Origin of the sequence: Streptomyces sp. NPDC019224, assembly GCF_040632605.1 — a bacterium.
Taxonomy (GTDB): Bacteria; Actinomycetota; Actinomycetes; order Streptomycetales; family Streptomycetaceae; genus Streptomyces.
This window is the reverse complement of record NZ_JBEYCF010000034.1, coordinates 1-26,051: the sequence shown is the minus strand read 5'-3', so window position 1 is coordinate 26,051 and position 26,051 is coordinate 1. Positions and strand designations below refer to the sequence as shown.

At 71.4% G+C, this 26,051-nt stretch carries 27 protein-coding genes and 3 pseudogenes; 16 read left to right on the top strand and 14 right to left on the bottom strand.

Features of this window, described 5'->3' with window-relative positions; translation table 11 throughout:
- Positions 1-21: 21 nt before the first annotated feature.
- Entirely contained in the window at positions 22-477 is a 456-nt protein-coding gene (locus ABZ564_RS21440; RefSeq protein WP_360858679.1) for a VOC family protein, read from the bottom strand.
- A gap of 558 nt (positions 478-1,035) precedes the next feature.
- Between ABZ564_RS21440 and ABZ564_RS21435 the strand changes: the two genes are divergently transcribed.
- Together ABZ564_RS21435 and ABZ564_RS21430 are read left to right on the top strand one after the other, a co-directional pair.
- Positions 1,036-1,797 carry a histidine phosphatase family protein gene (locus ABZ564_RS21435; RefSeq protein WP_360858676.1) on the top strand — a complete coding sequence of 254 codons (762 nt, stop codon included), beginning with the start codon at positions 1,036-1,038 and terminating at the stop codon, positions 1,795-1,797.
- Positions 1,798-1,884: 87 nt separating this feature from the next.
- The gene (locus tag ABZ564_RS21430) at positions 1,885-2,376 is read left to right on the top strand and encodes an amino acid transporter (protein ID WP_360858673.1); all 492 of its coding nucleotides are present in this window, start codon (positions 1,885-1,887) and stop codon (positions 2,374-2,376) included.
- A 40-nt stretch (positions 2,377-2,416) separates the two neighbouring features.
- Here the strand turns inward: ABZ564_RS21430 and ABZ564_RS21425 are convergent, their stop codons facing one another.
- The gene (locus tag ABZ564_RS21425; RefSeq protein WP_360858670.1) at positions 2,417-2,599 is read right to left on the bottom strand and encodes a hypothetical protein; all 183 of its coding nucleotides are present in this window, start codon (positions 2,597-2,599) and stop codon (positions 2,417-2,419) included.
- Between the two features lie 147 nt (positions 2,600-2,746).
- Here ABZ564_RS21425 and ABZ564_RS21420 point away from each other — a divergent pair, with 147 nt between their 5' ends.
- Positions 2,747-3,214 carry a DUF2871 domain-containing protein gene (locus tag ABZ564_RS21420; protein WP_360858668.1) on the top strand — a complete coding sequence of 156 codons (468 nt, stop codon included), beginning with the start codon at positions 2,747-2,749 and terminating at the stop codon, positions 3,212-3,214.
- A 244-nt stretch (positions 3,215-3,458) separates the two neighbouring features.
- On the opposite strand, the gene ABZ564_RS21415 is transcribed toward ABZ564_RS21420, so the two are convergent.
- Both ABZ564_RS21415 and ABZ564_RS21410 read right to left on the bottom strand, forming a co-directional pair.
- Positions 3,459-3,626: a hypothetical protein gene (locus tag ABZ564_RS21415; protein WP_360858665.1), complete on the bottom strand. Its 168-nt coding sequence runs from the start codon at positions 3,624-3,626 to the stop codon at positions 3,459-3,461.
- A 123-nt stretch (positions 3,627-3,749) separates the two neighbouring features.
- Positions 3,750-4,652, bottom strand: coding sequence for an FAD-dependent oxidoreductase (locus ABZ564_RS21410; protein ID WP_360858662.1), 903 nt, complete (start codon positions 4,650-4,652; stop codon positions 3,750-3,752).
- A gap of 251 nt (positions 4,653-4,903) precedes the next feature.
- Between ABZ564_RS21410 and ABZ564_RS21405 the strand changes: the two genes are divergently transcribed.
- Positions 4,904-5,263, top strand: coding sequence for a hypothetical protein (locus tag ABZ564_RS21405; RefSeq protein WP_360858659.1), 360 nt, complete (start codon positions 4,904-4,906; stop codon positions 5,261-5,263).
- Between the two features lie 332 nt (positions 5,264-5,595).
- On the opposite strand, the gene ABZ564_RS21400 is transcribed toward ABZ564_RS21405, so the two are convergent.
- Both ABZ564_RS21400 and ABZ564_RS21395 read right to left on the bottom strand, forming a co-directional pair.
- Entirely contained in the window at positions 5,596-6,201 is a 606-nt protein-coding gene (locus ABZ564_RS21400; protein ID WP_360858656.1) for a hypothetical protein, read from the bottom strand.
- A gap of 54 nt (positions 6,202-6,255) precedes the next feature.
- Complete coding sequence (locus tag ABZ564_RS21395; RefSeq protein WP_360858653.1) at positions 6,256-7,185, bottom strand: zinc-binding alcohol dehydrogenase family protein; 930 nt, start codon at positions 7,183-7,185, stop codon at positions 6,256-6,258.
- Positions 7,186-7,272: 87 nt separating this feature from the next.
- Here ABZ564_RS21395 and ABZ564_RS21390 point away from each other — a divergent pair, with 87 nt between their 5' ends.
- Complete coding sequence (locus ABZ564_RS21390; protein WP_360858650.1) at positions 7,273-7,725, top strand: MarR family transcriptional regulator; 453 nt, start codon at positions 7,273-7,275, stop codon at positions 7,723-7,725.
- Between the two features lie 123 nt (positions 7,726-7,848).
- Here ABZ564_RS21390 and ABZ564_RS21385 read toward each other — a convergent pair whose 3' ends face one another.
- Positions 7,849-8,208, bottom strand: a complete 360-nt coding sequence (locus tag ABZ564_RS21385) for a VOC family protein (protein WP_360858647.1) — start codon at positions 8,206-8,208, stop codon at positions 7,849-7,851.
- A 694-nt stretch (positions 8,209-8,902) separates the two neighbouring features.
- Between ABZ564_RS21385 and ABZ564_RS21380 the strand changes: the two genes are divergently transcribed.
- From ABZ564_RS21380 to ABZ564_RS21370, 3 genes are all read left to right on the top strand, one after another.
- Positions 8,903-9,562 carry a pentapeptide repeat-containing protein gene (locus ABZ564_RS21380; RefSeq protein ID WP_360858644.1) on the top strand — a complete coding sequence of 220 codons (660 nt, stop codon included), beginning with the start codon at positions 8,903-8,905 and terminating at the stop codon, positions 9,560-9,562.
- A 558-nt stretch (positions 9,563-10,120) separates the two neighbouring features.
- On the top strand, positions 10,121-11,311 hold the full coding sequence (locus ABZ564_RS21375; RefSeq protein ID WP_360858641.1) for an ISAs1 family transposase: 1,191 nt from the start codon (positions 10,121-10,123) through the stop codon (positions 11,309-11,311).
- Between the two features lie 253 nt (positions 11,312-11,564).
- Positions 11,565-12,608, top strand: a complete 1,044-nt coding sequence (locus ABZ564_RS21370) for an SGNH/GDSL hydrolase family protein (protein ID WP_360858638.1) — start codon at positions 11,565-11,567, stop codon at positions 12,606-12,608.
- 236 nt (positions 12,609-12,844) lie between these two features.
- Here ABZ564_RS21370 and ABZ564_RS21365 read toward each other — a convergent pair whose 3' ends face one another.
- Entirely contained in the window at positions 12,845-13,780 is a 936-nt protein-coding gene (locus tag ABZ564_RS21365; protein WP_360858635.1) for a LysR family transcriptional regulator, read from the bottom strand.
- A gap of 119 nt (positions 13,781-13,899) precedes the next feature.
- Between ABZ564_RS21365 and ABZ564_RS21360 the strand changes: the two genes are divergently transcribed.
- On the top strand, positions 13,900-15,147 hold the full coding sequence (locus ABZ564_RS21360; RefSeq protein ID WP_360858632.1) for an MFS transporter: 1,248 nt from the start codon (positions 13,900-13,902) through the stop codon (positions 15,145-15,147).
- On the opposite strand, the gene ABZ564_RS21355 is transcribed toward ABZ564_RS21360, so the two are convergent.
- Positions 15,142-15,741, bottom strand: coding sequence for a TetR/AcrR family transcriptional regulator (locus tag ABZ564_RS21355; RefSeq protein WP_360858629.1), 600 nt, complete (start codon positions 15,739-15,741; stop codon positions 15,142-15,144). The two genes, ABZ564_RS21360 and ABZ564_RS21355, sit on opposite strands and share 6 nt — an antisense overlap.
- Before the next feature lie 130 nt (positions 15,742-15,871).
- Between ABZ564_RS21355 and ABZ564_RS21350 the strand changes: the two genes are divergently transcribed.
- Positions 15,872-17,347 carry an MFS transporter gene (locus tag ABZ564_RS21350; protein ID WP_360858626.1) on the top strand — a complete coding sequence of 492 codons (1,476 nt, stop codon included), beginning with the start codon at positions 15,872-15,874 and terminating at the stop codon, positions 17,345-17,347.
- A 546-nt stretch (positions 17,348-17,893) separates the two neighbouring features.
- Here ABZ564_RS21350 and ABZ564_RS21345 read toward each other — a convergent pair.
- Positions 17,894-18,691 carry a VOC family protein gene (locus ABZ564_RS21345; protein ID WP_360858784.1) on the bottom strand — a complete coding sequence of 266 codons (798 nt, stop codon included), beginning with the start codon at positions 18,689-18,691 and terminating at the stop codon, positions 17,894-17,896.
- 603 nt (positions 18,692-19,294) lie between these two features.
- On the opposite strand from ABZ564_RS21345, the pseudogene ABZ564_RS21340 reads away from it, so the two are divergent.
- Positions 19,295-20,053: pseudogene (locus ABZ564_RS21340) on the top strand (MFS transporter); the annotation flags it as partial.
- Between the two features lie 18 nt (positions 20,054-20,071).
- Here the strand turns inward: ABZ564_RS21340 and ABZ564_RS21335 are convergent.
- Entirely contained in the window at positions 20,072-20,539 is a 468-nt protein-coding gene (locus ABZ564_RS21335) for a GNAT family N-acetyltransferase (protein WP_360858623.1), read from the bottom strand.
- Positions 20,540-20,607: 68 nt separating this feature from the next.
- Positions 20,608-21,186, bottom strand: coding sequence for an SMI1/KNR4 family protein (locus ABZ564_RS21330; protein ID WP_360858620.1), 579 nt, complete (start codon positions 21,184-21,186; stop codon positions 20,608-20,610).
- 148 nt (positions 21,187-21,334) lie between these two features.
- Between ABZ564_RS21330 and ABZ564_RS21325 the strand changes: the two genes are divergently transcribed.
- On the top strand, positions 21,335-21,463 hold the full coding sequence (locus ABZ564_RS21325) for a hypothetical protein (protein ID WP_360858617.1): 129 nt from the start codon (positions 21,335-21,337) through the stop codon (positions 21,461-21,463).
- Between the two features lie 217 nt (positions 21,464-21,680).
- Here ABZ564_RS21325 and ABZ564_RS21320 read toward each other — a convergent pair whose 3' ends face one another.
- Positions 21,681-22,367, bottom strand: coding sequence for a DUF1772 domain-containing protein (locus ABZ564_RS21320; RefSeq protein WP_360858614.1), 687 nt, complete (start codon positions 22,365-22,367; stop codon positions 21,681-21,683).
- A 178-nt stretch (positions 22,368-22,545) separates the two neighbouring features.
- On the opposite strand from ABZ564_RS21320, the gene ABZ564_RS21315 reads away from it, so the two are divergent.
- The 4 genes and pseudogenes from ABZ564_RS21315 to ABZ564_RS21300 form a co-directional block, all read left to right on the top strand.
- Positions 22,546-22,785 carry a hypothetical protein gene (locus tag ABZ564_RS21315; protein WP_360858611.1) on the top strand — a complete coding sequence of 80 codons (240 nt, stop codon included), beginning with the start codon at positions 22,546-22,548 and terminating at the stop codon, positions 22,783-22,785.
- A 169-nt stretch (positions 22,786-22,954) separates the two neighbouring features.
- Positions 22,955-23,570, top strand: a pseudogene (locus tag ABZ564_RS21310) (hypothetical protein); the annotation flags it as partial.
- Between the two features lie 47 nt (positions 23,571-23,617).
- Complete coding sequence (locus ABZ564_RS21305) at positions 23,618-23,782, top strand: hypothetical protein (RefSeq protein ID WP_360858608.1); 165 nt, start codon at positions 23,618-23,620, stop codon at positions 23,780-23,782.
- 123 nt (positions 23,783-23,905) lie between these two features.
- Positions 23,906-23,959, top strand: a pseudogene (locus ABZ564_RS21300) (hypothetical protein); the annotation flags it as partial.
- A 564-nt stretch (positions 23,960-24,523) separates the two neighbouring features.
- Here the strand turns inward: ABZ564_RS21300 and ABZ564_RS21295 are convergent.
- A complete protein-coding gene (locus ABZ564_RS21295) occupies positions 24,524-25,195 on the bottom strand; it encodes a ScbR family autoregulator-binding transcription factor (protein WP_360858605.1) in 672 nt (223 codons plus the stop codon).
- Positions 25,196-26,051 lie beyond the last annotated feature (856 nt).

Genomic DNA, 26,051 nt, shown 5'->3' with positions numbered 1-26,051 from the left:
AACGGCGGTGGCCGGGCGGCGTCACACCACGTCGAACTCGTTGCCCTCGGGGTCCTCCATGGCGGCGGCGTAGAACTCCATGTCCGGTTCCTCCCTGATCCGCGCCACCGTGGCGCCGGCCTCGACCAGCCGTGCCACCGTGGCGTCGACCCGCTCTCTGCGGATGCCCAGCGGGACGTCGCGGCCCCCGCCGGCCTTGAGGTCGAAGTGCCATCGGTTCTTGGCGGCTTTCGGCTCCGGCACCCGCTGGAACCACACCCTCGGCCCGCGTCCCGCGGGATCGATGATGGACTCCGGTACGTCCCCGGCGCCGGGCGGCAGCTCCTCCTCGGGCACCCCCATCCCCTCCCAGTAGGCGCGCCACGTGGCGTGCCCGGCCGGTGGGGGCTCGGGCACGTAGCCCAGGGCCTCGGCCCAGAAGGCCACCATTCGCTGCGGATCGGCGCAGTCGATCGTCAGTTGCACTGTCAGCTCCATGCCCGGAGCATCCCAGGCGGGTCTGACAGTCAGTCGCGGCAAGCGCACCTTGACCTCAAGTTCGCTTGATGTATGAGTCCCGCGCCCTGGATGACGAAGCGGCGCAGCGACAGCTGGCGACAGGGCCACGGGCCGTGGCGCCCTGCTGAGCACCCATGTCCTCGTGGCCGGCTCAAAGAGCGTCTTCGTCTCCGCCGGGCACTCCCCCCACCGAACTGGTCAGGACGGCCGGGGGCGGATCTCCGCCTCGGCGCTGCGGGGGGTGTGGGCGCAGGGGCCTCCGCCGCGTCTGCCGACGAAGTTCGCTCCGGCCCCCGTCAAGTCCGGGCCGGTGATCGACGACGGCCTGATCGCGTGGAGGTCATCGCCGGTGCCGCGGCGCCAAGGGCTGCCCCGTCATCCCTGGTGGATCGGCGCGCGGCGTCGGATGCGGTGCGTCGCGAGGCCGAGGGGCGTCCGCATACTGGATGTATCCGGGCGTTCCGACAACGCGGCGAGATGGCGTAGCTGTCGTCGTGCGCCCGCCAGGGATGACGGGACAGCCCTTAGCCTGACGGCATGACGGAGGCTGTGCGGGGGAGCGGTGAGACGGTGCCCTGGTGTCCCGAGGGGCGGCCGGACGGTGCTCCGCTCGTCGTACCGAACGCGCTCGGTGGGCTGTGGGCGGTGCGGCACGGGCAGAGCACCGCCAACGTCGCCTTCGCAAAGGCCGAGCGCGCCGGGGCGGGGGCGCCGCGCGTGGCGGGACGCGACTGCGACGTACCGCTGTCCGACCACGGCCGTGCGCAGGCGCGGGCACTCGGGCGGTGGCTCTCCGGTTACGGCGGGGAGCTGGACCTCGTCGTCTGCTCGCCGTACGTACGGGCCCGGCAGACCTGGCAGGTGATGGCCGGGCACGCGGCCGGCGAGGGTGTCGCGCCGCTTCCGCTTCTGGTCGACGAGCGGCTGCGGGACCGGGAGATGGGGGTCTTCGAGCTGCACCCGCCGGCCGCGCTGGCGGCGCGGGACCCGGAGGAGGCCGCGCGGCGGGAACGGCTGGGCGAGTGGTTCTACCGGCCGCCGGGCGGGGAATCGCTCGCCGATGTCGCCCTGCGGGTACGCGGCTTCCTGGCCGAGCTGGAACGGGCCGCGCCCGGGCGGCGCGTGCTGCTCGTCGCTCATGACGCGGTGGTCGTCGCCGTCCGCTTCGTCCTGGCCGGTCCCGGGACGGCGGCTCCCGAGAGCGTGCCGCCGGTGCCCCATGCCTCGCTCTCCCACTGGTGGGGGGACGGCCGCCGTCTGGGCCTTCGGCTCTGGGGCGACACCTCTCACCTCGGTTAGCTTCCGTCACCGCGGAAAACGCCGCGCGGAAAACGCCGCGCGGAAAACGCCGTGCGGACTGTACGGCGCCTTCGTAGGGTCGCCGCTGTGACGGGTGACGACGTGCTGGAGATCCTGGACGTGCTGCGCGGTGCCGGGGCGGAGGTCTGGATCGGTGGCGGGTGGGGCATCGACGCGCTGGTGGGGCGGCAGACCCGGGAGCATCAGGACCTGGATCTGATGCACAGGCTGGAGCAGGAGCCGCTCGTCGTCGCCGCTCTCGCCGAAACCGGGTTCGCCGAAACGCTCGACTGGCGGCCCGTCCGGTTCGTCGTCGCGGACGCCGCGGGGCGCCGGATCGACCTGCACCCTCTCGTCTTCGGGTCCGGGGGCGGTGCGCTCCAGGAGTCACTGGAGCCCGGGAAGCCGTTCGCGTATCCGGCGGACTGCTTCGTCACGGGCAGCGTGGAGGGCCGCACCGTGCCGTGCCTGTCCGCCGGGCAGCAGGTCTTCTTCCACCAGGGTTACGAGCCCAGGGCGCGGGATCTCCACGACATGGCCCGGCTGCGCGAGGCGTTCGGGATCAGGACGCACTTCTGACCGCAGGGGCCGGGCGCCACCCCGTCCCGGTGGCCCCGCGTTACGCCGCGGCCGTCAGGACCAGGGTGGCCGGGGCCTTGATCCGGCCGTAGTCCGCGAGGTCCGGCGCGCCGACGGCCGGACGCTGCTTGAACTCGCCCCCAGCGCGCCGGGTCACCTCGTCCGCGCGCAGGTAGTCGCGGAACGACCGTTCCCCGATTCCGTCTCGTACAACCGGGTGCACGGAACCGCCCGAGTTCGTACGAGGAGTGCTCGAAAGGCGCTCGGAAGTGACTGGAGAGGTCCGGATGAAGCGCCCCGCCGAACGAGGTCCCGGTGCTTGAATGGCCTTGATCGGTAGGGCAGTTGACTCAGGGGAACGGACGCCGCCATGCGGAAGTCGTATTACGCAGCGCATGTCTACATGATCGTCGGAGTGATCTCGGGCCTCTTCCACCGGGAGTTCACGAAGATCAAGGACTTCCACGGAGACACGCAGCTGGCACTCATGCACACCCACCTGCTGGCGCTGGGCATGCTCGTCTTCCTGATCGTCCTCGCCCTGGACAAAGCCTTCGGGCTGTCCGGCTCGAAGCTGTTCACGGCGTTCTTCTGGTTCTACAACATCGGCATCGCCCTCTCGACCACGATGATGGGCGTCCACGGCATCCTGACCGTCCTCGGCCGCGACGAGGACCACATCGCCGAGGTCGTGCCGCTGACCGCCGGGCTCGGGCACATCCTGCTGACCGTCGGGCTGGTCCTGCTCTTCATCCTGCTCGGCAAACGCGTCAACGAGCACGTCAAGCCGGCCGCCACGACGAACGACCCGGCCCCGGAGACCGCCGGCGCCGCCTGACAGGCCCCCGCGTCGCGCAACCGCTACGGCACGTGCACCGGATCCGGCTGAGACGCCCGGAACGAGACCTCCGGGACTCCAGCAGCGGTTCCGCCTCCTTCGCGCTCATGTACGGCGCGGGCACACCGCTCCCGGCCCGTGCCGGGTAGAACACGGACGTCAGCAGTTCGCGCCCGCCGGCCTCCGGTACGTACGGGTCGGCGCGGCCGGTGTCCCAAAGGTGCAGGGTGCTCTCGCCGACGGCCTACGGTCCCCTCCCCGGCGCGGGCAGTCGCAGCTGCGGGGCGATCGCGGTGAGCGCGGGGCCGTCCCCGGCGGGCGACGGGGTGACGGCGACGGCCGGGGCGACGGCCGTGGCCCCCAGGGCGAAAACGAGGAGCGAGGCGGCCAGGCCGCGGTGACGAGTTCTCATGATCCGAACGCCAGGCGCGGCGCGGGTGCCTCAACGTCCGCCCAAAGACCGCCCTTTGGTACCTCCGGGGTCGCATGCACGGGGGTGGTGTCGTCCCACGGGCCTACCGGCGGCGGGCTCGGCTCACCCGCTGCCGAGCAGGTCCCGGCCCGCGTAGTACGCGTGCAGCGCGGCCTCGCCGCCGGAGCCCAGGGCGGTCATGATCCGCTGGTAGCGCGCGGAGCGGAGGTCTCCGGCCACGAGGACGCGGGGGTGCTGGTCGGCGGGCGCGCAGTAGCCGTCCGGGCCCCGGACCAGGTCGCCGGGTGGGGCGGCCGGCGCGCTGCCGAGGCTGAGGTAGGCGGCGTCCGCCGCCACCGCCCACCGCTCGCCGTCCGGACCCACCGCTTCCGCCGAGCCCGTGGGCCCCAGCGTCAGATGTTCGACGGCGAGAAGCGTGACCCGGGGGTCCTCGCGGATCTCCTCCGTCTTGTACGCGTCGGCCGCCGGATACGCCACGAGGAGCCGGGTGCCGGTGTCCGGGTGGGCGCGCAGGAAGGTCCCGATCGGGCGGTCGCCACCGAGGACGAGCAGGACGCGCCCTTCGGCGTCGTCCGCCTCGGCCTGCCGGAGCGGCGGCAGGGTGAGCCCGTCCGGGGCGGTGATCCAGGCGGCGTCGCGCGGCTGGAGCGGCCCGACGCCGGTGGCGACGACGGCGTACGGGGCGGTGAGGCGGGCACCGGTGTCGAGTGTGACGGCCACGTGGTCGTCGTGGGCGCGGAGTCCACTGACGTACCGCCCCAGTTCGAGCCGGCACAGCTCCGTGCCCTCGATCTCCGCGGTGATGGCGTCGGCGAGCTCGGGGCCGCCGGTGTGACCGCCGAGCACGTTGTTCAGGGCCGGGATGCGCCAGAGGTTCCGGCACAGGCGGTCCGGCTCGACCAGGACCGTCCGCATCCCGAGTCCGGCGGCCATCCGGACGGCGGCGCAGCCGGCGGGGCCGCCGCCGATGACGAGGAGGTCGGCGTGGGGCGGGCGGGCAGGCATGGGGCTATTCCAGCACTCGGGCTCGGCTCCTCGCCGCCCGGGCCTGATCTCCACCCCCGCGAAGACGCCTTCGACCGCTGGTACAGGGCCGGTTGGGCCACCGAGGCAGTACCGGAGTGGCAGTAACGCATCTGTAACAGCCCTCTCCTAGCGTCCTGACGCCAGCTGACCCCCCGGGCAATCCCCTTGCAGGTCAGCGATGTTCGGAATGCGCGGCCCCCATCCGTGCTCAACTGCAGAGGAAATCCTTCATGTTGCGACACAACGCCTGGCGCGGAGTTCTGGTCGGCGCCACCCTGGCCGGCCTGACGGCGTTCGGTACGGGCGCGGCGAGCGCCGCCGACGCGTCGGCCTCCTCCATCGCCTGCCACGTCGACGGATACGTCTGCATGACCGTGAACGACGTCTACCAGCCGACCGTCTGGGTCGCCGGCGGGGACTCGTACACCTTCCTGCGCGCGTCCGAGGTCACGAGCATCTCGAACGACACGTCGGTGACGTACTGCGTGGGCGGCGAGTTCAACTTCTCCGTGGCTCCGGGACAGTCCATCGAGGTGCCGCGCACGGTCACGGCCCTGGAGCCGTCGCCCGGCGGGCGCTGCCTGTCCTGAGCATCGGCCCCGGCGTCCCCCTTGTACCAAAACGCAAGGGGGGCGCCGGCCGGCCGGTCGGTGCCGGCGGAGCGACGCGCGGCCGGCTTGCACACCACCGCCTCGCCGTAACCGGCCTGGTGATCACCGACAGCAGGGCTCCCGTCCCGCGCTTCCTCGACGGGGCAGCGGTCATCGAACAACTTGACGACCGAGCCCGGGGGCTCGGCAGAGCCGTGGCGGGAAGCCCGGAACGTGGCCCCCGTGGCCGCCGACCTGATCGACGGGCGCCACGGCGGCCGGGTGACTTAGCGTTACCTGATCGCGCTGGGGGCTCCCGCAGGCGGCAGCCCTTACCCGCTCACGCCCACGACCCCCCAGCCCCGCCGGGCGGCCTCGGCCAGGACGCCTCCCCAGTCGGTCAGGAGGCGCACGAAGGCGTCGAAGTCGCGGATCCACCCCATGGGCTGGGCGGCGTACTCCTCGAAGGGCGCGCGCAGCTCGTCGAGCCGGGACCGTACGCGCTCCCAGGTCGCGAGCAGTTCCCTTACGCGCTCCGGTGAACACGCCACCAGCATGCGGTCGTGGGAGAAGAAGGCGCGGTCCTCGCTCTCCTCGTCGTCGAAGTCCGGCCCGTCCCAGATCAGCCCGCCGAGCAGCGCGTCCAGCTCCACCCGCGCGGCCGGGTCGGCGTGTTCCCGCACCTTCTCCCAGCCCTCCCCCGCCCAGAAGTGCGGCTTGAACGAACCGAGGGTGCCGGGGAACTCGTACACGCCGAAGTGCACGCTGTGGGGCCCGCGCGGCCACTCCCAGCCGCCGTCCGTCCCGGGCGCCTCGCGGTCCCACAGCCCGGTCGCGTCGTCGTACCAGGCATCCCGCAGGCGGGGCAGCCGCTCCCGGGGCGGGACCTCGGCCAGCCACGACCAGTCGGCGATCAGTGTGGTGAGGTCCAGGCCCATGGCGGTGAGCCTATCGACCGGGTGCACGAGGGGCCGCCCCGCGGGCGCGAGGGTCTACGGAACGTAGACGAGGCGCTCGTCGCTCCGGTGGTCGTTCCATGCCTGCCCGATCCCGGCCGCCCCCACGGGCCGGGCCCGGACGTCGATGGTGCCCTCGGTCACCGCCGCGGCCAGTTCCGGGAGTTCGGCGATGAAGTCGCGGGGGGAGAGCGATCCGATGCCGCTGCCCACGATCTGCAGCCGGGCCGCACGCAGCGCGGCGGCGGGGATGGGTGCGGCCGGACCCGCCATGGAGCCGATCTGGACCCAGGTGAGCGGGGCGGAGCGGTCGGCACGCGCGGTGAGGAGGGGCAGCATGGCGCCTGCGGCGGGTTCGCCCCAGACGAAGTCGAGGACGACGTCGACGTCGGCCGCGGCGGCGATCTCGTCGAAGGTGAGCACGCGGTCCGCGCCGAGGCCGGGCAGCGCCGCCAGCCGGGCGGTGTCCCGGCCGGCGGCGAAGACCTCCGCCGCGCCGAACCGCTTGGCGATCTGGACGGCCATGCGTCCGGCGCTGCCGGTGGCGCCGATGACGAGGACGCGCTGCCCCTCGCGAAAGGTGATGCGGCGGCGCAGCGCGACCCAGGAGGACATGCCCGGGTTCATCGCGGCGGCGATTTGGACCGGGTCCGCGCCGTCGGGGAGGACGATGCTGCGGCGTACGTCGATCACGGTGCGCTCGGCGAAGGTACCGAGGGCCGTGTCGTCCAGGACCGCGTAGCGCAGGCGGCCCGAGGGTTCGCGCACGACACCGTCGACGCCGGGCACGATCGGGAAGACGCCGGTGGCCGAGTAGTGGGTGCCGTCGGCCTTCGACCGGGTGAGATGGTGCAGGCCCGCCGCGAGGACGTCCACGACCATCTCGTGTTCGCCCCGGGCCACGGGGTCGGGGTGCTCACGGTGGACGGGCGGGGTGTCGTGGGCCGTGATGACTGCTGCGTGCATGAGGGGCTCCCTCGCCGGTTTGGTTTGCATTACCAATCAATACCAGAGTTGTTCGTAATGCCAACAATGTCAAGTAGGGTGGGAGCCATGGCCCCCGACGACTCCACCGACGCCCTGCTGGACGGCCTGGTCCGCAGTGCCTTCCAGATCATGGGCGTGCTCACGCGCATCGGCGCCGAGCACGATCTGTCCCTCACCCAGCTGCGGGTGCTCGGCATCCTGCGCGACCGGGAGCCCCGCATGAGCGATCTGGCGGCCTTCCTCGGCCTGGACAAGTCGACCCTGTCCGGCCTCATCGCCCGGGCCGAACGCCGGGGTCTGCTGACCCGGGGCACCAGCCCCGAGGACAAGCGAGCCGTGGTCGTCCTGATCACCGACGCGGGGCGCGACCTCATCGACCGGCTCTACGAGCAAGGACGGGAGGAACTGTCACCGGCCACCGACCGGCTCGATCCGCACCAGCGCCACCAGCTCGCGCAGCTCCTGGAGCCCCTGCTCTCCCCGCCCCTGCCGCCCATGTCCCGGCGCCCGGCCCACTGAGCGCCTCGCTCAGGCGTACTGAGCGGTCGGGCGGGGCGGCTCGCGAGGGGGTGAGCCCTGCCGGAGGCGTCGCCGTGCGAGGACTTGAACCAGATCGCGCTTCCGGTCGTGTTTCCTTGCGTTCTACGGGCCTTCGAGGCCGATGACCGTGCCGAACGGGTCACGTAGCTGGGCGATCCTGCGGCCGGGTCCGATGGTCAGCGGGCCGCGGTGATGCTCGCAGCCGGCCGCCAGCAGCCGCTCGCGGACCCGGTCGAGGTCCTCCACGCCCCAGTACACGACCGGGCTGCCACCCTGGGGGTTGCGTTCGTCGTCGGCCGGATGGAAACCGATCTCGACCCCACCGGCCTCCACCCAGGCGTAGACGGCCCCGCCGTCGCCGACCTCCACCTTCACGGGGACACCCAAGAGCCCGCCCCACCACCGGGCCGACGCCTCGGGGTCCACGGCGAAGGTCATCACGGTACGGACGGCGCTGAACACGGCTTACCTCCATGGGGTGCTCTGCGTGTTGCGACGACCGGGCCCGCCGCGCACGGGACGATGGCCCCCTCCGACACGGAAGGGCCATCGCGCCAAGTGGTCGAGGGCGTAAATCCTACGGGGAAGCGAAGGGCCACATCGCCGGGCGAGGGCGTGCCGGGGAAGGGATCCGCGGCACAGAAGGCGTGGACGGCCCTTCCTCTCCATGCCCTCCATGCTCATCGGCCCGGCGAACGCGTCGCCCGCACAGGCAGCGATGTTCACCCAGAACGATTGTGAGACAGGTAGCGGAATCGGGCGATCGGAGCGCCGAGCGCAAAATGAGTTTCAGGGAACTCGCCCCTCGGGGCGGAGCGGCACTCGACCGCCGGTAGATGGCCAATCAAGTACCCGTAGGACAGGGCTAGTTGGATACGCCTAGGCGCTTTCCCGGGCGCGCACGGCAGCCCTGCCTGCAGACTGGACCCCATGAACCTGATGCCTTATGCGGCATTTGTCACATTATGCCCTCTCGGCTTCCGCGTGACGCCGTCTACCAGGTCGACGGCTTTCCAGATCTTGGCGATTGGGCAGAGTGCCGCGAGTCGCGATAGGCATAGGACTCCACTTTCGCCCCAAGCCACCTCAACGCGGCGATCGCGCAAGCCTTTACCTGCCCTGCAATATTGAAGCGCCCATCTCCTGGAGACACCTGATGCGAGCCCGCACACCCCGCGATCTCAATGAGCTCCCGTACCTGCATCGCCTTACATCATTCACCGGAGAGATGGAAAGGGAGGGCTCCTACGAATGGATTCACTTCGAGGGTTGCGATTTCGAGGAAGTAGATGGCGGCAGCTCTGGATTCACTGAATCCGCATTCTCTGCGGTCACCTTCACTCGGGGCCGTTACCGGCGCTCCCAGTTCGACGACGTCTGGCTGCACACCGTGCGCATGGTGGGGACCGACCTCTCAGAGACCACCTGGATGGACAGTGAGTGCGACCAGGCGGTCCTCGCCGGCACAGAACTTTCCGGCTCCCACATGAACCGCGTCACTTTCTACAACTGCAAGTTCGACTCGGTCAACGCCCGCCTGACCAAGCTGAAGAATGTTTCGTTCGTGGACTGTCTCCTGCGCGACGTGGACTTCGGCGGAGCCGTGCTCACCAATGTCTCCTTCCCCGGATCCACCCTGGAGCGAGCACACTTCGACAACTCCAAGATGACGAAGGTCGACCTGCGAGGGGCAGGCGGGCTGAACATCGCTTCCGGACTCGAAGCCTTGAAGGGTGCAATGATCAGCACTTATCAGCTCCTGGAGCTGGCACCGGCACTCGCTCAGGTCCTCGGCCTCACGGTGAAGGACGAATAGGCGTGGACACCCACAAACGCGCATGAGTCCTTGAATTCATGAGAACGTATGCGGTCAACGTGCCCGGCACCCTCGGGTACCTGCAATGCAAGCACGGGATCAGGCTACTCACCTCATTCCGTTTCCGTCGCAAGCATGTCATCCTTCTCCCGCTTCACCGGCCGCAAATCTCAGAAATCATCACTGCTTTCCGGCAGGCTCGCCGACTCCACCAGGGGAACAACCTGGGGTGACTGGCAGCACCGCTCCCGGATCTTTCCCCCAGACCCCGACTTCGGCACCAAAGCCGTCCGCCTCCTGGACCTGTAGCCGCACCTTCAACAAGGTTCCGCCGGGCGATGGCGAGTACGTGATCAGCGCCGACGAGAAGACCTCCGTCCAGGCCCGCTGTCGCCGCCACCCCGCCCTTGCCCCCCAGGGCTTGAGCGTTCTCGACTGATGAGACGTCACGCTGGTCCGCCGACGGGCGGGTTGTCCTGCTTGTCGGGGTGGTGAAAACAGAGCACGGCCCTTGATGATCAAGGTGTCTAAGCCAGATCACCACAAGGGCCGTGCCGCATGCCATCCTCTCCGATACCTGTCCTCTCGCGCCACCTCGACCAGGCGGATCTTCCCGAACCGGCCGTCGATCCGGACCGCTATGTCACGCTTGCCGATTTCCTCGACCGGCTGCCGGACCCGCGCAGACGACAGGGCCGGCGCTATCGGCTCGGAGCCCTCCTCATGCTCTGCAGTGCCGCGGTCCTGGCCGGAGCGGTCACGCTCGCCGCGATCACCCGCTTCGCCACCAGCCTCGACCCTGACCTGCGACAGCGTCTCGGCCTCCCTCGAGGCGTCCCCCGCTCCTGCACCCTGGGCCGACTCCTGGCCCGCATCGACGGCGACGCTCTGGACACAGCCATCGGAACCTGGATGGCCCTGCAACTCGGCGACGACAGCCCGGCGCCGGCCGCAAGCAGGCCGCCGCTGCGAGCCGTCGCCGTCGACGGCAAGGCCCTGCGCGGCTCACGCACCGCCACCACGGCCGCGGTCCATCTGGTCGCCGCACTCCTCCATGGCGAGCGGGCCGTCCTCGCCCAACGCCAGGTCGCCTCCAAAAGCAACGAAATCACCGCCTTCCGCCCCTTGCACGAGTCTCTCGACCTCCGGGACACGGTGGTCACCTTCGACGCGCTCCACACCCAGCACGACCATGCCCACTTCCTCGTCGAGGAGAAGAACGCGCACTACGTGGCGGTCGTGAAGGGCAATCACCCCACTCTCCAGGCCCAGCTGAAGCAACTTCCCTGGCGCGAGGTCCCACTGCTGGACCGGACCCGCGAGCGCGGCCACGGCCGCGACGAGATCCGCCGGCTCAAGGCGGCATCCGTCAGCGGGCTGCCCTTCCCTTACGCCGACCAGGCCCTGCAGATCCTCCGACGCCGCCGCGACCTACGCACCGGCAAGGTCAGCATCGAGCGCGTCTACGCGGTCACCGACCTGACCATGCACCTGGCCACCGCACCCCAACTCGCCCAATTCGTACGCGGACACTGGGAGATCGAGGCCCTGCACAACGTCAGGGACACCACACTCGCCGAAGACGCCTCGAAGATCCACACCGGGAACGCACCCCGAGCGATGGCCACCTTCCGCAACCTCGCGATCGGACTCGCCCACCTCGTCGGCTGGCGCAACCAAGCCGCCGCAGTCGATCACTACAGGTCACACCCCGACCACGCGTTCGACCTCATCACGCCCAACGGCTGAGAACGCTCACGCCTTGCCTTGCCCCCGGCAAGGCTCGAGCGATGCGGCTCAACCACACCTACCGGCACGGCGGCGCCAGCGGGAGACGTCAACCGGCGGCGATCCATAGATCTGACCTTTTGCCCCGATCGGGGGTAGTTAGCACGATTCGCCGGAATATCGGCCGGAGAGGGTGGATGATCTTGGACGAGGTGCCCTCCGCCCCGGAGGAACCGACCGGCCCCGGGGCGCCCTTCGCCCATCCTGGAGAAAAATGCGCCACCGTTCCTCCCGCCTGCGCACGAGCGCCCTGGCCGTCGGGCTCGCGCTCGCGGCGTCCGCGCTGCTGCCCTCCGGCTCCGCCGGTGCGGCCGACTCGTACGAGTGGGCCGCGCTGGGCGACTCGTACACCGCCGGCGTCTTCGTCGGAACCCCGCAGCCGCCGCTCGGCGACGCGTCGCGGGACGGCTGTGACCGCACCGCGGACGCGTACCCGGACATCGTGGACCAGGAACTCGCCGAGTTCCCGCCGGGCAGGCCAGTCAACCTGACCAACGTGAGCTGTGGTGCCGCCGTCATCTCCGACATCGCCACGACCCGGCAGACCCCGATCAGCCCGGTCCAGCCGCCCGCCACCGGCTGGCCGTCGGTGGACCCGCAGATCAAGCGTGCCGGACTCGACGACGGGACGGACGTCGTCACCGTCGGCGTCGGCGGCAACAGCCTGCCGTTCGCCGACATTCTGGCCAAGTGCCTGGAGAAGGGCGCGGCCGGCCAGTCCTGCCGCGACTACTTCACCAACCCGCCCGAGGGAGAGGAGAGCCTTCAGGACAGGCTCGCCCGGGTCCAGGACGAGTACATTCGGATGCTGGCCGAGGTGCACCAGGCAGCGCCCAACGCCAAGGTCGTCACGGTCGGCTACCCCGCCGTCCTCCCCGAGGACAGCGGCGACTGCAACCGCTTGGCGCTCACCGAGCTGAGCCTGATCACCCACGCCGACGTCGACTGGCTCCGCGACGAAGTCCTCCAGCCGCTGAACAGCACGATCGAGCGGGTGAGCAGCTTCTTCGGCGACCGCTACGTGGACGTCTACTCCTCCAGCGTCGGCCACGACGTCTGCCAGCCGGCGGACATCAAGTGGGTCGAGGGCATCTGCGGCGACGCCGAGGACTACTGGCCCGCCAGGCTCCCCGGCACGGCGCTGAACTGCGGCGTCGTCGGCAAGAAGGTCACCCTGGTCCACCCCAACGCCGAGGGCCACGCCAACACGGCCGCGTATGTCGAACGGGCCATCCGCATCGCCCTCCTCGAAGGCTGACCAGCGGGCATCGCCCCTGCGGACACGACGGTGGCCCCTCTCCCCGACGGAGGGGGGCCACCGCGCTCGTGCGGCGCGGATCAGCTGCCGAGGTCAGCGGGGAAGGTGGTCCACGCCGTCTCCGTACTCGCGCTCGATACCGTCGGTCTCCCGTGGAAGAGCGACGAGGTCCTCGCGAGGGTGGTCCGCTCATCATCCGCTCGCCTTCGCTCGGCACGAGACCCGCGCGAGCCCCTTCAGCCCCGCGCCACCCACCCCGGCACCCAGGTCCCCGCAGCGCCGCAGTCGCCCGCCGTCGTCGCCAGGTACGCCCGCAGCGTGCTCAACGCGGGATGCGGGTTGTCCCGGTGCCAGAGGAGCGAGTGCGGGTAGACCGGGGTCGGGTCGGTGACCGGGATGCGGCGGAGGTCATGGCCGGCCGGCCAGATGAGGCGGGAGTGCTCGCCCATGAAGGTGGCCAGGGCCGGGGTGTCCGCGATGGTGTCGAGCAGGACGTCGGAGCCGAAGTTGGGGCCGGTCGCCTCGATGGTGAGGCCGAACTCGGCGACCAGGTCGTCGTAGTAGGCGCCCCACTCGGTGCCCGGGGCGATGCCGGGCATCCAGATCCGGTGCCCGAGGAGTTCGGCGAGAGTCACCGAGCGGGCGTCCGCCAGGGCGTGGTCGGGGCCGGTGAGGAGGTGAAGGGGTTCGTCGAGGACCCGGGCGGACTCGATCTCGTCGGGAAGGGGCCGGCCGGGGGCGCCGACGGCGCGGAAGGTCGCGTCGAGTTCGCCGGAGCGGAGGGCAGCGACGGCCGTGTCCATGCTGACCAGCATCATCACGTCGAGGGAAATCTCGGGGTGCGCGCGGTGGAAGGCGCGCATCCGGCTCGACTGCGCGGTGCGCGAGGCGATCACGTCGACGCGCAGCGGGCGGCTGCCGGGGCGTACGGACGCGCTCGCGCGCTCGGCCGCGCGGAGAAGTTCGCGCGCGTGGGGCAGGAACGCCCGGCCGTCTATGGTGAGCTCCGCGCCGCGCGGGGCGCGCGTGAACAGCCGCACGCCGAGGGCCTGTTCCAGCGCGGCGACGCGCTTCGAGACGGCCTGCTGGGTGACCGACAGGTCGGCGGCGGCCTTCTGGAACCCGCCCGCTTCCGTGACGGCGACGAACGTGCGTACTGCTTGGAGGTCCACGTCGAGCCAGCCTAGTGAACAACGGCTGGTTGTGGGGATGGGGCTCGATGGTTGTTTGACCTGGGGTTCTTCCCAGGGGTTAGCTCTCTCGGGTCAATTTCTGGTTGTTCGGGTGAGGCGTGGTGGGCAGGAGAGCGTTGGGCCGGCCGTTCGGCCTGCTGTGGGCCGCGTACGCGGTGAGCGCGTACGGGTCCGGGCTGGGCTTCGGGGCGTTGCCGCTGCTCGCCGTGCTGGTGCTGCACGCCGGGCCCGCCGAGGTGTCCGCGCTGTCGGCCGTGGGGCCGGCGGTGGGGGCGCTGATCGCGGTGCCGCTCGCGCCGTGGGTGGAGTTCCGGCGTAAGCGCCCGGTCATGATCGGGATGGACCTGGTCCGGTTCGCGGCCATGGCGTCGGTGCCGGTGGCGTACGCCTTCGGGATGCTCGGGTTCGTCCAGCTGCTGGTGGTCTCGGCGGTGATCGCCGCGGCGAAGATCGCGTTCGGCGCGGCCGGCGGCGCGTACCTGAAGGCCCTCGTGCGGCCGGAGGACCTGCTCGTCGCCAACGCGCGGTTCGAGTCGACGAACTGGAGCTCCATCGCGGTCGGCCCGCCCCTCGGCGGCGCGGCGATCGGGCTCTTCGGGCCGGTCACCACCGTGGTGGCCGACGCGCTCAGCTACCTGCTCTCCGCGCTCGGGATCACCGCGATCCGGGGCAAGGAGGAGGCGCCACGGCCGAAGGACGGCAGCCCGCTGCGGGCGGGCGCGCTGCTCGCCGGCTGGCGGCACATCCTGGGTCATCCGGTGCTGCGGGCGCTCTACCTCAACCAGATCCTCGTCGCCGGCCTCATCATGGCCACCGAGCCCCTGCTGGCCGTGCTCCTGCTGCGCCGGCTCGGGTTCCCGCCCTGGCAGTACGGTCTCGCCTTCGCCGCCCCGTGCCTCGGGGGGCTCATCGGCTCGCGGCTGGCCCGCCGGGTCGTCGCCCGCTTCGGCCGCGACCGGGTCTTCCGGACCGTCGGCACCCTGCGCGCGGTCTGGCTGATCGGGCTGGTGTTCGTACGGCCGGGTGTCGTCGGGCTCGTCACGGTGATGGCCGTCGAGCTGGCCATCATCGTCAACATGAGCCTGTACGGGCCGGTGCTCTCCACGTACCGGCTGGAACACACCCCCAAGCACCTCGTCGCTCGCACCCTGACCGCCTGGTCGATCGGGCAGCAGGCGTCCATCGCCGTCCTCACCGCGCTCGCCGGACTGCTCGCCGACGTCACCGGGCCGCGTACGGCCCTCGCGGTGGCGGGGGTGCTCATCCTGGCCACGCCGCTGCTGCTTCCGGGGCGGCGGAGCCGTACGGCGCGCCCGGAGCCCGAGGTGACTCCCAGCCACTCATGAGGGCCGGTCAGGGGTGGCGGGCCGGAATTCCAGCAGCCGGTCGACCAGTGCGTCGACGTACTCCGGGGTGAGCGGACCCATGCCGAACAGGACACGGATGTACATCGGGGCCATGACGTGGTCCAGCACCTCGAAGGCGTCGGGCGCGTCCTCGCCGCGTTCGCGGGCGCGGTCGAGCATGGACTGCAGTTGCCGGGTGCGTTCGGTCCGGAGGTTCTCCCGCGCCCGCACGCCCTGCTCCCCCGTACCGGCCAGGGCGACGGCGAGGTGCAGTACCGCCGGGCCGTCGGGGCCGGTGATCTCGCGGGCCACTTGGGCCGCGTACGTACGCAGGTCGCCGGCCAGGCTGCCGGTGTCGGGCATCGGCGACCGCGCGTTGAGGCGGGTGAGCGCCACGTCGCCGAGCAGCGCCTCCAGGTTGCCCCACCGGCGGTAGACGCTGCTGTCGGCCACGCCCGCGCGGGCCGCCACCTCGCCGACGGTGAAGTTGCCGTAACCGCGCTCGCCGATCAGTTCGGTGACGGCCTGATGCACCTGCGCGCCGACGCGGGCACTGCGCCCGCCGGGCCGCCGGGCCCGCTCCTGCTCGTTCATCCCACCACCTTAACGCAGTAGCTGCTTGCGTTTACATGACCGGCCGCCCTAGAGTCGCCAAACGCAGCTTTCGGCTGCGTTAAAGCGTCCGGTGTCCGCCGGCCGCGGATGCCGACCGAGAGGAATCCGCATGACAGTCGCGCCTGCGGCCGTAGGAAGTCGTTCGCACCGGGCCGTTCTGCTCACGGTGACCTGCCTGGGCCAGTTCATGGTCCTGCTCGACAACACGATCGTCGGAGCGGCGCTGCCCGACATGCAGCACCGCCTGCACACCGGGTTGACCGGTCTGCAATGGATCGTCGACGTGTACGTCCTGCTCGTCGCCATGCTGCTGCTGTCCGGCGGCGTCTTCGCCGACCGGTTCGGCCGCAAGCGGGTCTACCTGACCGGCGTCGCGGTGTTCACCGCCGCCTCGGCGCTGTGTGCCGTCGCGCCCTCGCTCGGCTGGCTGATCGCCGGCCGGGTGCTCCAGGGCATCGGGGCCGCCGCGCTGAGCCCCGCCTCGCTCGCCCTGCTCGCCGCCGCGTACCCGGAGCCGCGGGAACGCGTCAGGGCGATCGGGTTGTGGGCCGGAATCAGTGGCATCGGTCTCGCCGCGGGCCCGGTGGCCGGCGGCGCGCTCACGGACGCGTTCGGATGGCCCGCCATCTTCCTGGTCAACCTGCCCCTCGGCGTGATCCTCCTGGTGGCCGGGCTGCACAGCCTCGAAGAGAGCCGCAATCCCGGCGCCCCCGCCATCGACGTGCCGGGGACGGTGCTGTCCGTTCTGGGGGTGGGGACGATGGCCTACGGGCTGATCGAGGGCGGTGCCCGCGGCTGGACCTCGCCGCCGGTCCTGGGCGGCTTCGCCGCCGCGGCGGTCCTCCTCGTCGTCTTCGTGGCCGTCGAAGCGCGCCGCTCCGCGCCGATGCTGCCGCTTCGGCTGTTCCGGGAGCGGCTGTTCACCGTGTCCAACACCGCCATGGCCGTGGTCGGGTTCGCGCTCATGGGCTCGTCGTTCTTCTTCTCCCAGTTCTTCGTGTACGTCCAGGGCAGCTCGATCCTGCGCGCCGGTCTCCAGACGCTGCCGGTGTCCCTCTCCATGGTGGTCGTCAGCCCGTACGCGGGCCGGCTCGCCGCCCGGTACGGCTTCCGCGTCGTGGTCACCGCCGGCCTGGCCCTGGCCGGCCTGGGACTGCTGGCGCTCGGCACGGTGCACGCCGACACCGGTTACGGGAACGTGTGGTGGCGGCTGGCGGTCGCCGGCACCGGCTTCGCCCTGACCATGTCCCCGCTGACCGGAGCAGCCATCCAGGCCGTCAGCCCGCAGGAGGGCGGCCTCGCGTCGGGCATCAGCAGCACGACCCGGCAGATCGGCGCGGTGCTCGGCGTGGCCCTCCTCGGAGCCGTCGTCCGCACCCGGCAGTCCGGCGGCGCCTCCTTCGAGGCCGGCCTCGACAGCGCCTTCACCACGGCCGGCGCGATCACCCTGGCCACCGCCGTGTTCACCGGCCTGCGGCTGACGGGGTCCGGGGCTGCGGAGGGCTCCCCGGGCCCGCAGCGCGCCGTCGTCCCGGCGTCGGCCACCGCCTCGAAGGAGGCGTCCGCGCACAGCCCGGACCAGTGACCGCAACGGTCCTTGTCGTGACGGTTGGCACGCTGAGCACCTTGGCGAGTCGGGGCACGAGGCGGAAGCGGGCGGCGTGGTACTGGATCGCCCCCTTGCCCTTACCGGTGCGACAGGGGGAGCCCGCCAGGGGGCCCAGGTGAACAGCTGGGTAATCGTCTGTTTCACGAGCGACCGCCTATGAAACGGGTTGCTCGATGGCCAACCGCTACCCCTCCGCCGACGGCGGTCAGGTCTTGGTCACGGAGCTGGGTGAAGTCGACGTCGAGTTTGGGTTCGTACACCTCGGGCCGGATGCCGAGTTCGTGGAGGGAGCACTCGCCGAATTGGTGCCCCTCACGAACGTGGTCAGCACGTACCGGCCGAACGGATCCTTCAGCTTCGGGTCGTTGCCCGAGGACGGACCGAAGCGGCGCCACCCCCGCACACCGGCCTTCCCCGCCCAAAAAGTCCAGGCCCACGCCCAAGTGATCCGGACAGCCCTTCACCCCGACCGTTCCCGACCGGGGCGCGGCAGGACCATGTCCTCCGCGCGCCCGGTTCACGTCAGGCCGAGCCCTCCTGCATCGCTGGGGTGAGGACCGAGAACGAGCCGCCCTGGGGGTCCGCCAGGATCGCCATGCGACCGGCGACCATGTCGAAGGCGGGGGCCAGGACGGTTGCTCCGGCGCGGACGGCGGCGGCCTGGATGTCGTCCACGTTGTCCACGGCGAAGTACGGTTGCCAGTGCGGCGAGGCGCCCGGCGGCAGCTTGCTCATGTCCATCATCCCGCCCACCGCCCGTCCGGCGACCTGGAACTCCACGTAGCCCTCGGCGCCCTCCATCTCGGAGCGCGCCGTCGTCACCGGCAGGACGGCGGAGTAGAACGCGGAGGCCGCCGCCAGGTCGGGCGTGGTCAGTTCGCTCCAGATCAGCGCGCCGTGCTCGTTGACGATGCCCGCGCCGTCGAACGTGCCGGGCTGCCAGAGGCCGAAGACGGCGCCCGCCGGGTCGGTGGCCACGGCCATCCTGCCGAGGTCCATGACGTCCATCGGGCCCACGAGGACCGTGCCGCCGGCGTCGGTCACGGACTCGAGGGTGGAGTCGACGGCGTCCGTCGACAAGTATGTCGTCCACTCTGTCGGCGGCATCGGGTCCGGCACCGTACCGTCCGGGTTCATCGCCTTCATGATCCCGGCAACCGCCTTGCCCTTGAGGGTGCAGACGGCGTAGCCGCCCTGCTCGGGCGGTCCCACCTCGCCCTGCCAGCCGAAGAGGCCGCAGTAGAAGTCGAGGGCCGCCTGCTGGTCGGGGGCCATCAGGTCGATCCAGCAGGGGGTGCCGGGCTTGTAGGGACTGTTCACGTCGGGCACGGATGCCTCCAGGAGGCTCTCGGGGGTGGACGGGCCGTCCTTACCCGGAGCGTGCGCGCACCGAATCGGGCCGTACGGGTGATGAGCACCCGGGGGTGCCGTGCCAGGGGCTGCGGACCCGACCCTGACCTGCAAGAGGTCCCTGGTCGTATTGCCCTGTGAGGTTGGGGAGGCAGGGCAGGTCGGCGACCACGACCAGGCGGTGGACGAGGCGTTCGCGGGCGGAGACGTAGCCCACTCGAAGTCCTCCACGGGCACCGGGCGAGCTGGTCCGCCGTACCCCCGTCGGCACGCGCGACGAGGGTCCGTGGCGAGCACCTCGGGGGCCACGGCGGGCCCGGTGCCCCGGCCCGCCAGGCGCAGTCCGGCGAGCTCGCGCGCGAAGCGCGCGTCCGCGTCGGTGCCGGCATCCCCTTCGTCGGTGATCCGCTTGACGATCACCGGCCGCCCGTCGGCCCGCCGCACCCGGAACCGCGGGCTGCTGTCCAGGGGTTCGGCCTGCCCGGGGAGAGCGCCCACGGCGGAGAGCAGCGATTCGGTCAACGGAGGCGAGTTCGGCATGGGGAGGAGCCTACGATTTACTCAGGCGTCCCGCGGACCTTCGGCGGGCCGGTGCTCGCGAATCTCCTCGCGATGTTCGCCACGGTCGGGATGGCCGTCTTCCTCACCCAGTACCTGCAGTCGGTCCTCGGCCTGAGCCCGTTCCGTGCCGCGCTGTGGAGCCTGGTGCCGGCCGTGGGAGTGGCCGGGGCGGCCCCGGCCGGCGCCGCGCTCGCGCAACGTGTCGACCGGGCGTACGTGATGGGCGGCGGGTTCCTCGTCTCCGCCTGTGGGTTCCTCTGGCTGTCCCAGGTCCGGCCGGACTCCGCGCTCTGGTTCACCCTCGCCGGTGCCTCCCTGTACGCGGGGGGCCTGGTGACCGCGATGACGCTGGCCAACGAACTCGCCCTGGGCGCGACCCCGCCGGAGCGCGCGGGGGCGGCGGCGGCCGTGCTGGAGTCGGGCCAGGAGCTGGGCGGCGCGCTGGGCATGGCGATCCTGGGGTCCGTCGGGGCGGCGGCCTACAGCCGGGACATGGCCGGAGCGCTGCCCTCCGGCGTACCGCAGGCCGACGCGGTACGCGAGACGCTGGGCGGCGCCACGGCCGTCGCCGCGCAGCTGCCGCGCGCGTCGGCCGACGCCGTGCTGACGGCGGCGCGCGACGCCTTCACGCACGGGATGAGCATCGCGGCCGTCGGGGCGGCCGCCGTCATGGCCGGGGCGGGCCTGCTGTCGCTGACGTGGCTGCGGGGTGCGGGGAGGACTGCGGACGCCGGTGCCGATGCCGGGCGGAAGTCGGCGCCGGTGGGGTAGGGCCGAGGGCGGACCGGGTCACGGGTACGCGGGGCCGCTGCGCGGCCGGTGGAGGTAGAACAGCTCGGGGTCGCCCTCGTCGAGGCCGTGGAGCAGGCCCGCCGGGGTCCAGCCGGCGCGCTGGAGCAGCCGCTGCATCGGCTGGTTGGACACGTTGGCCGAGGTGAACAGCTTCGGGGTGGTGCACGTGGCCGCCACGGCGTCCAGCAGCCGGTGCCCCACACCCCGGCCGCGTGCCTCCGGGGCCACCATCAGCATGGTGACGAAGCCCTGCTCGAAGAACGTGTACTCCAGCACGCAGTACCCGAGCGGGCCAAAGGACCCGTCCTGCGCCACGTACGCCAGTCCCCGCTCGCACCACGTCGCGATGCTCGCCCGCCGTCCGGCGTCGCCCCCGGCCGCGACCGCGTCGATCCCCGCCAGGGCCTCCGCCTCCGCCGCGAGCGCGCGGCGTACGACGAGAGCGCTGTACTCCCCCGTATCCATGGGTTCATGGTGCCAGCCCGGCCTCCGCACCGGAGGCTGCCGGCGCGGAGTCCCGGCCCGCGGGCGCCCTACTGCCGGTGGACCCAGGTGATCTCGGGGCGGATCCTCGGCAGGGCCCAGGGCTCCAGGACGCCGCCGGCCAGATCGGCGAGGAACTGCACGGCTCCTCCGGTGTAGTGCCACCAGGCCCCGTTGCGGGAGGCGACGGTCACCGTCCAGTCCCCGGGGCCGCCCGGGCCTGTGGTCCACAGGAAGAGGTCGCCCTGGTTCGAGGACGCCCAGGGCAGCAGGCCGGCGGGGGCTGGGTACGGGCGCAGGGGGAGGGTCAGGTCGGCGTCCTCGCACCACTCGGCGAGGATCTCCAGGTCGTCGGTGTCCTCGGCCCAGGCGACCTCGTTCCCCGGTGTCGGGCGTCCGACGCTCAGGAAGTCGCTCAGCTCGAACGCCGGGTAGCGGTCGCACAGGAGCTTGTAGTCGGCGGGCAGCGCCGTCCCCAGCGCGGCTTCCAGGCGCGGCCAGTCGACGCCCGGCGGGGTCGGCAGGCGGTGCGCCGCGAGGCCGGGCAGCACCCGTTCGAGTTCCGCGACCGCCTCGGCGGGGTCGGTGAGGCGGCGGGCCGGGGTCTGCGTACCGACGAGATCATCCACCCGGGCAGGATGCCACCATCACATCCCGCCGCCGCGGGCACCCCCACCCTGGGCTCCGGCACTTGACCTTCCTGTTGCATTCCCTTTGCGCAGAGGAGAGTTGACTTGAGCAAGCACCGCCGAACCGGCAGAAGCTGAAGGGCCGGGCATGGAGATCGCGCCAACGCTCGCGCTCATCGCGGCCACGGTAACGACGGGGCTGGTCAGCGGGCTGTTCTACGGCTTCGCCGTCTCCGCCATGCCGGCGCTGCGCGGGACCGCACGCTCATCGACGTGATGCGGCGGGTCGACGTGGCCATCCTCAACGGGTGGTTCGTGCTCGGCTGCATCGGGGCCCTCCTCTTCACGGGGCTCGCGGCCGGGCTCCAGCGCTGCTGTGCACCGCCGCCACCGGACTGCCGGTCTGGGCCCTCGTGCTGCACGGCGGCAGTTGACACGGCGAAGGGCGGGATCCGGGCCTTCGCCCCGTGCCCGCCCTTGCCAGCCGGTCGCGCTCAGCGGCCCGCGGTCAGCAGTGCCTCCGCGCGGCCGTGCAGCCTGGCGGCGTACGCCGCGCAGCCCAGGGCCGCCGTGGTGAGGAGCGTACGGCAGATGTTGACCGTCTCCCAGGTTCCCTTGAACTTGTCGACGAGGGCGAAGTCGTGGACCTTGGCCGGGTCGCCGAGGTCGGCGAGCTGGGTGTTGAGCGGGATCTCGACGCCCATCGTGAGCATCAGGACGGCGAGGTACAGCACGGCGGCGAGCCCGGCCCACAGGGCGATGGTCTTGTGTCCCCGGCGGAACTCCAGGAACGCCGCGAGGCCCGCCGCGAGGATCGCGCCCATGAAGATGAGGGCGAACAGGCCGTTGCCGTCGATCTCCGCGTTGAACTGCTGCATCGCCGCGACGTAGGTGCGGTCGTCGGTCTTGGCGAGGCCGGGCATGACCGAGACGTCGTAGGCGAAGAACAGGCCGGCCATGAGACCGAGGGTGAGGACCGACACCATGTGCAGCCGGCCCGCGGCCTTGCTCGGCCGGCCGGCCGGCTGCGGCGCGGGGACGTCGCCGGGCCTGCCCCCCTGCTGCTGGGACGGGGCCTGCGCACCGGAGGGGCCGTACTGCTGCACATGCGGATCGGGGGTCATCGGTACGTCCTCGCTCTGGTCCGGTTCGTAAGTAGGTTGCCAAGGCGCGCTGTTCACGAGGATAGAGGTACTTCCCCTCCCTCGGCGGGCCGCTGGGCCGCCCTGGAGAGGATCGCGAGCGTTCCTCCAGCGGTCGTCGAGCGATGTTTGAACGGTGGTGGCCGGGGGCGACGGGTCAGCGGATCCGCAGCTGCGCCCTCATGCCCCTCGCCGACCGGTCGAGCGGATGGCAGTGGTGGACGTACGTGCCGCGGCAGGAATCGAAGGCGGCCTGCGGCTTGACGGTGTCTCGCCGGGCATCACACACACCGTGCTGCCGGTCCGCACCCCGCATCCCGGCGCGGGATGCGCGCCCAGCGGCCGGTTGAACGGCTGGTCGAAGCTCCTCGCGAAGGTCGTCGACACCGGTGCGGAACACTCCACCGCCATCAGCGAGGCGTCCGTCCGGCTGGGCCGGATCCTCGCAGGAGGATGAGCCGTTCGGGATCGCCCGGCTCGTCACGGCGGCGCACTGTTCCAGCGGGCCGTCTCGCGGCCGGCCCTGGGCCCCAGGCCGCTCGGGCAGAACATGCTCGGGCCGTCTACGACCGGATCCGCGGGAACCGCGCCACCCAGCCGTCCGTCGCCGCCGAACCGCACCCGGCTCAGCCGACCGGGCGATGCCCACGCCGCGCCGGGACCGCTTCCTGGCCGATGCCTTCGGCGAGGGCCCGGAGGGAAAGGAGATGACCTCCTTCCGGCGACTGCTGCTCGGCTACTCCCTCACCGGTGACGCGGGTGAGCAGGTGATGCCGTTCCTGTTCGGCTCCGGCAAGAACCACTTCTTCGGCTTCGAGCGACGCACAAGATGTGGCGCTGGGCAACCACCGCCCCGAAGTCGGCACGGGCGGCTTCGCGTTCTGGCGGCGCATACGCCTCATCCCGTTCGAATGGGTCGTCTCCGACGACCGCACGATCGACAACCTGGCGGAGATCCTGGTCGCACAGGAGGGCCCGGCCATCCTCAACCGGCTGATCGAGGGCGCCCGCCGCTGCCCGGGCGGCGACAAGGACCTCTCCGGCCCCGAGCGCGTACGCATCGCGACGAACGGGTACGTGGAGACCGAGGGCCACCCCGGCCGCTTCGTCGGCGAGACCTGCCGGCTCGACGCCGGGCTCCGGGCCGAACAGGCGCAGCTCTACGCGGCGTACAAGCGCTGGTGCCGGCATGAGGGCGTTCCGGCGATTTCGTCGAGAGCCTTCGCGGCGCACATCCGCGAAGGGGTGGAGCCGGCGTCACCGAACCCGAGGAGCTGTACGCGCGGGGCGTGCCGGCCGAGGCCGTGGACGTACGGACGTTGGCGCCGGGCAGCAAGGGGCGCAAGACCGACGCTCGGATGGCGGCTCGATGTCCTCGTCCGCCGCCCGGGAGCTGCGGCCATAGCCCTGCACCCGCCTCCGCACCGGGGCCGGACCTCGGCCGGGACAGATAAAAAAAACAGCATGCCCGGTATATTCGTGCCCGTCGGTGAGGACCTCGGCCAGAAAGGTACGGCCGCGCAGGGGAACCTCCCATCCGGGCCCAGGTGGTCGTGGCCGGCGGAGGTCCGGTCGGGATGCTCGTCGCGGCCGAACTCGCCGCGTACGGCGTCCACGCCGCACTCCTCGAACCCAGGACCGAGGTCTCCGACCAGCCCAAGACGACCCCGCTGCACGCCCGGGCGGTGCAGTCGCCGGCCCGCCGAGGCCGTCTGCCGGGCGGACCGCACCCCTCGTACGCGCCGGAACCCACCTCCAGCACCTTCCGCTTCGCGGGGCCCCGGCCTGGCCGTCACCGCTCCCCCGCACGAACCGGCTCCCGTCCTCAAGTGCGCCCAGACCGGCCCGGAGCGGCACCTGGAGGCCCGGGCGCGCAGGGCCGGGGCGCGCATCCTGCGCGGCCCCCGTGTCACCGACGTCGTCCAGGACGAAGACGGTGTACGGGTCATGGCCGCGGGGTGCGAGGGCCCAGCCGTCTTCCGCGCCGGGAAGCGACCCGGGACCGGGCGGGAATCCTGCGCATCGTCGAGGTGCGGCCCACCCCCGACGTGCCGTACGAGGCGGCGCTGCTGCGGCCCGACGGCTACCTCGCCCGGGCGCCCGGCGACTGCGCGCTCGGGCAGGGGCCGACCGCGTACTTCGGACCGGGCGCCCCTGCCGGGCGGACCGACGGGATTCGGGGCACGCCGTTGCTCTCAGTTCGCGGTCTCCAGGACGTCGCGCAGATCGGCCGCTTTCAGGGCCTCCTCGTACACCTTGGCCCCCCGGCCCTCGGACAGGTCCAGCGAGGCCAGCACCGACGGCACCACCACACTGGGCAGCAGATGGCGCATCAGGGCGGACACCCGCACCACCAGGTCGCGGTACTCGCACACGGCCTGCGACATGGACTGGATACCCGCGAAGGAGCCCACGATGACCTCGGCCGTCTCCGGCGGCGAGATGTGCGGCAGCAACTCGCCCTGGGCCTGCGCCTGCTGGAGCAGCCCGAGACCGACCTCGCCCCACCGCAGGAAGGGGCCGCTGCGATCGAGGTTCCGCGTCAGCTGGTCCATCGCCAGCCGGACACCGGCTCGCACCATCGGGTCGGTCTGGAGCCGGTGGGCCTGCAGCATGACAACGTCCACGACCTCCTGCACCTTGGACGCCCGTATCGGCACGATGATGCGCTGGTCCTGCTCGGAGAGAACGCCCTGGGCAAGATCTTCCTTGGAGTGGAAGTGGAAATACAGCGCGCCCTTGGTCACCCCTGCCTCGGTGAGGATCTGGGAGATCGTGGCTGCTTGGTACCCATGCTCCTCGAAAATCTTGGCCGCCGCCGAAAGAATCGTCTGCCGGGTACGGATGGCCCGTAGCTGCTCAGCCACTCTGCCTCCTCCCTCCTGGGGTGTCGAACGCGGGGAGAGTAAATAAACCGTCCAGTTCGTATCTTACAGACCCGCTCCTCCCCTCTGCCCTGGTCGGGGAATGGTCCGACAGGGAAGGGAAACCAGGAGCCTCGTCACGGACGCAACCTGCACCGGAGCTTCCGCAGGAGGCGCCGGCCCTTGAGGGGGGCCATGGCCTGCTCGCCGAGGCAGCGGGCGCAGCCGGGGTCCGGGCGGGCGATCAGGGCCCCTTCCTCTTCGCCTGCCGGCGGCCGCCGTCGGCGTGGGCCGGTGGCGCCGGGGGAGGCGGACCGGGATGGGGCGACTGGAAGCCGGGCTTGTGTCAATACGGTGACTATCAGGACACTTTCTTTCGGCGGAATGGGTATCGACGGGCAGTCACGCCACCCGGCGCGTTGTACACCCGTGCCCCCCTTGTCACATCCGCCACTGGCAGCCGTGCCTCCTGGACGGACTTCAGCACTTTTCTGCATGGCGGTGCGAGAAGCGAGAGCTTTCGACGGTGGCGGATTTGCGGCTGCTTCCCCCCTCCGTGTTCTTCAACGTGGTGGCCGCTGGGTAGCCCCTTGGCCGACCGGCGGCGAGAGCCGTCCATCACGGATGAACCCATCGAAGGAGTGGATCCCATGGAGCAGCCGGAGATCGAGCAGGTCACCGAAGAACTGCCCGAGTTCGGCCTGATGGTCGACATCGGCGATGACGACTGAGGCACTCGACCCGTCCGCGTAGCAGCACCGGGGTGGGGGGGGGGGCGGGCGCCCCCCGCCCACCCCCCCCCCAAACAACAAAAGTAGAGGGGAGGGTTTTGGGAAGTAGTTTAGGAGGGGGTGTTGTT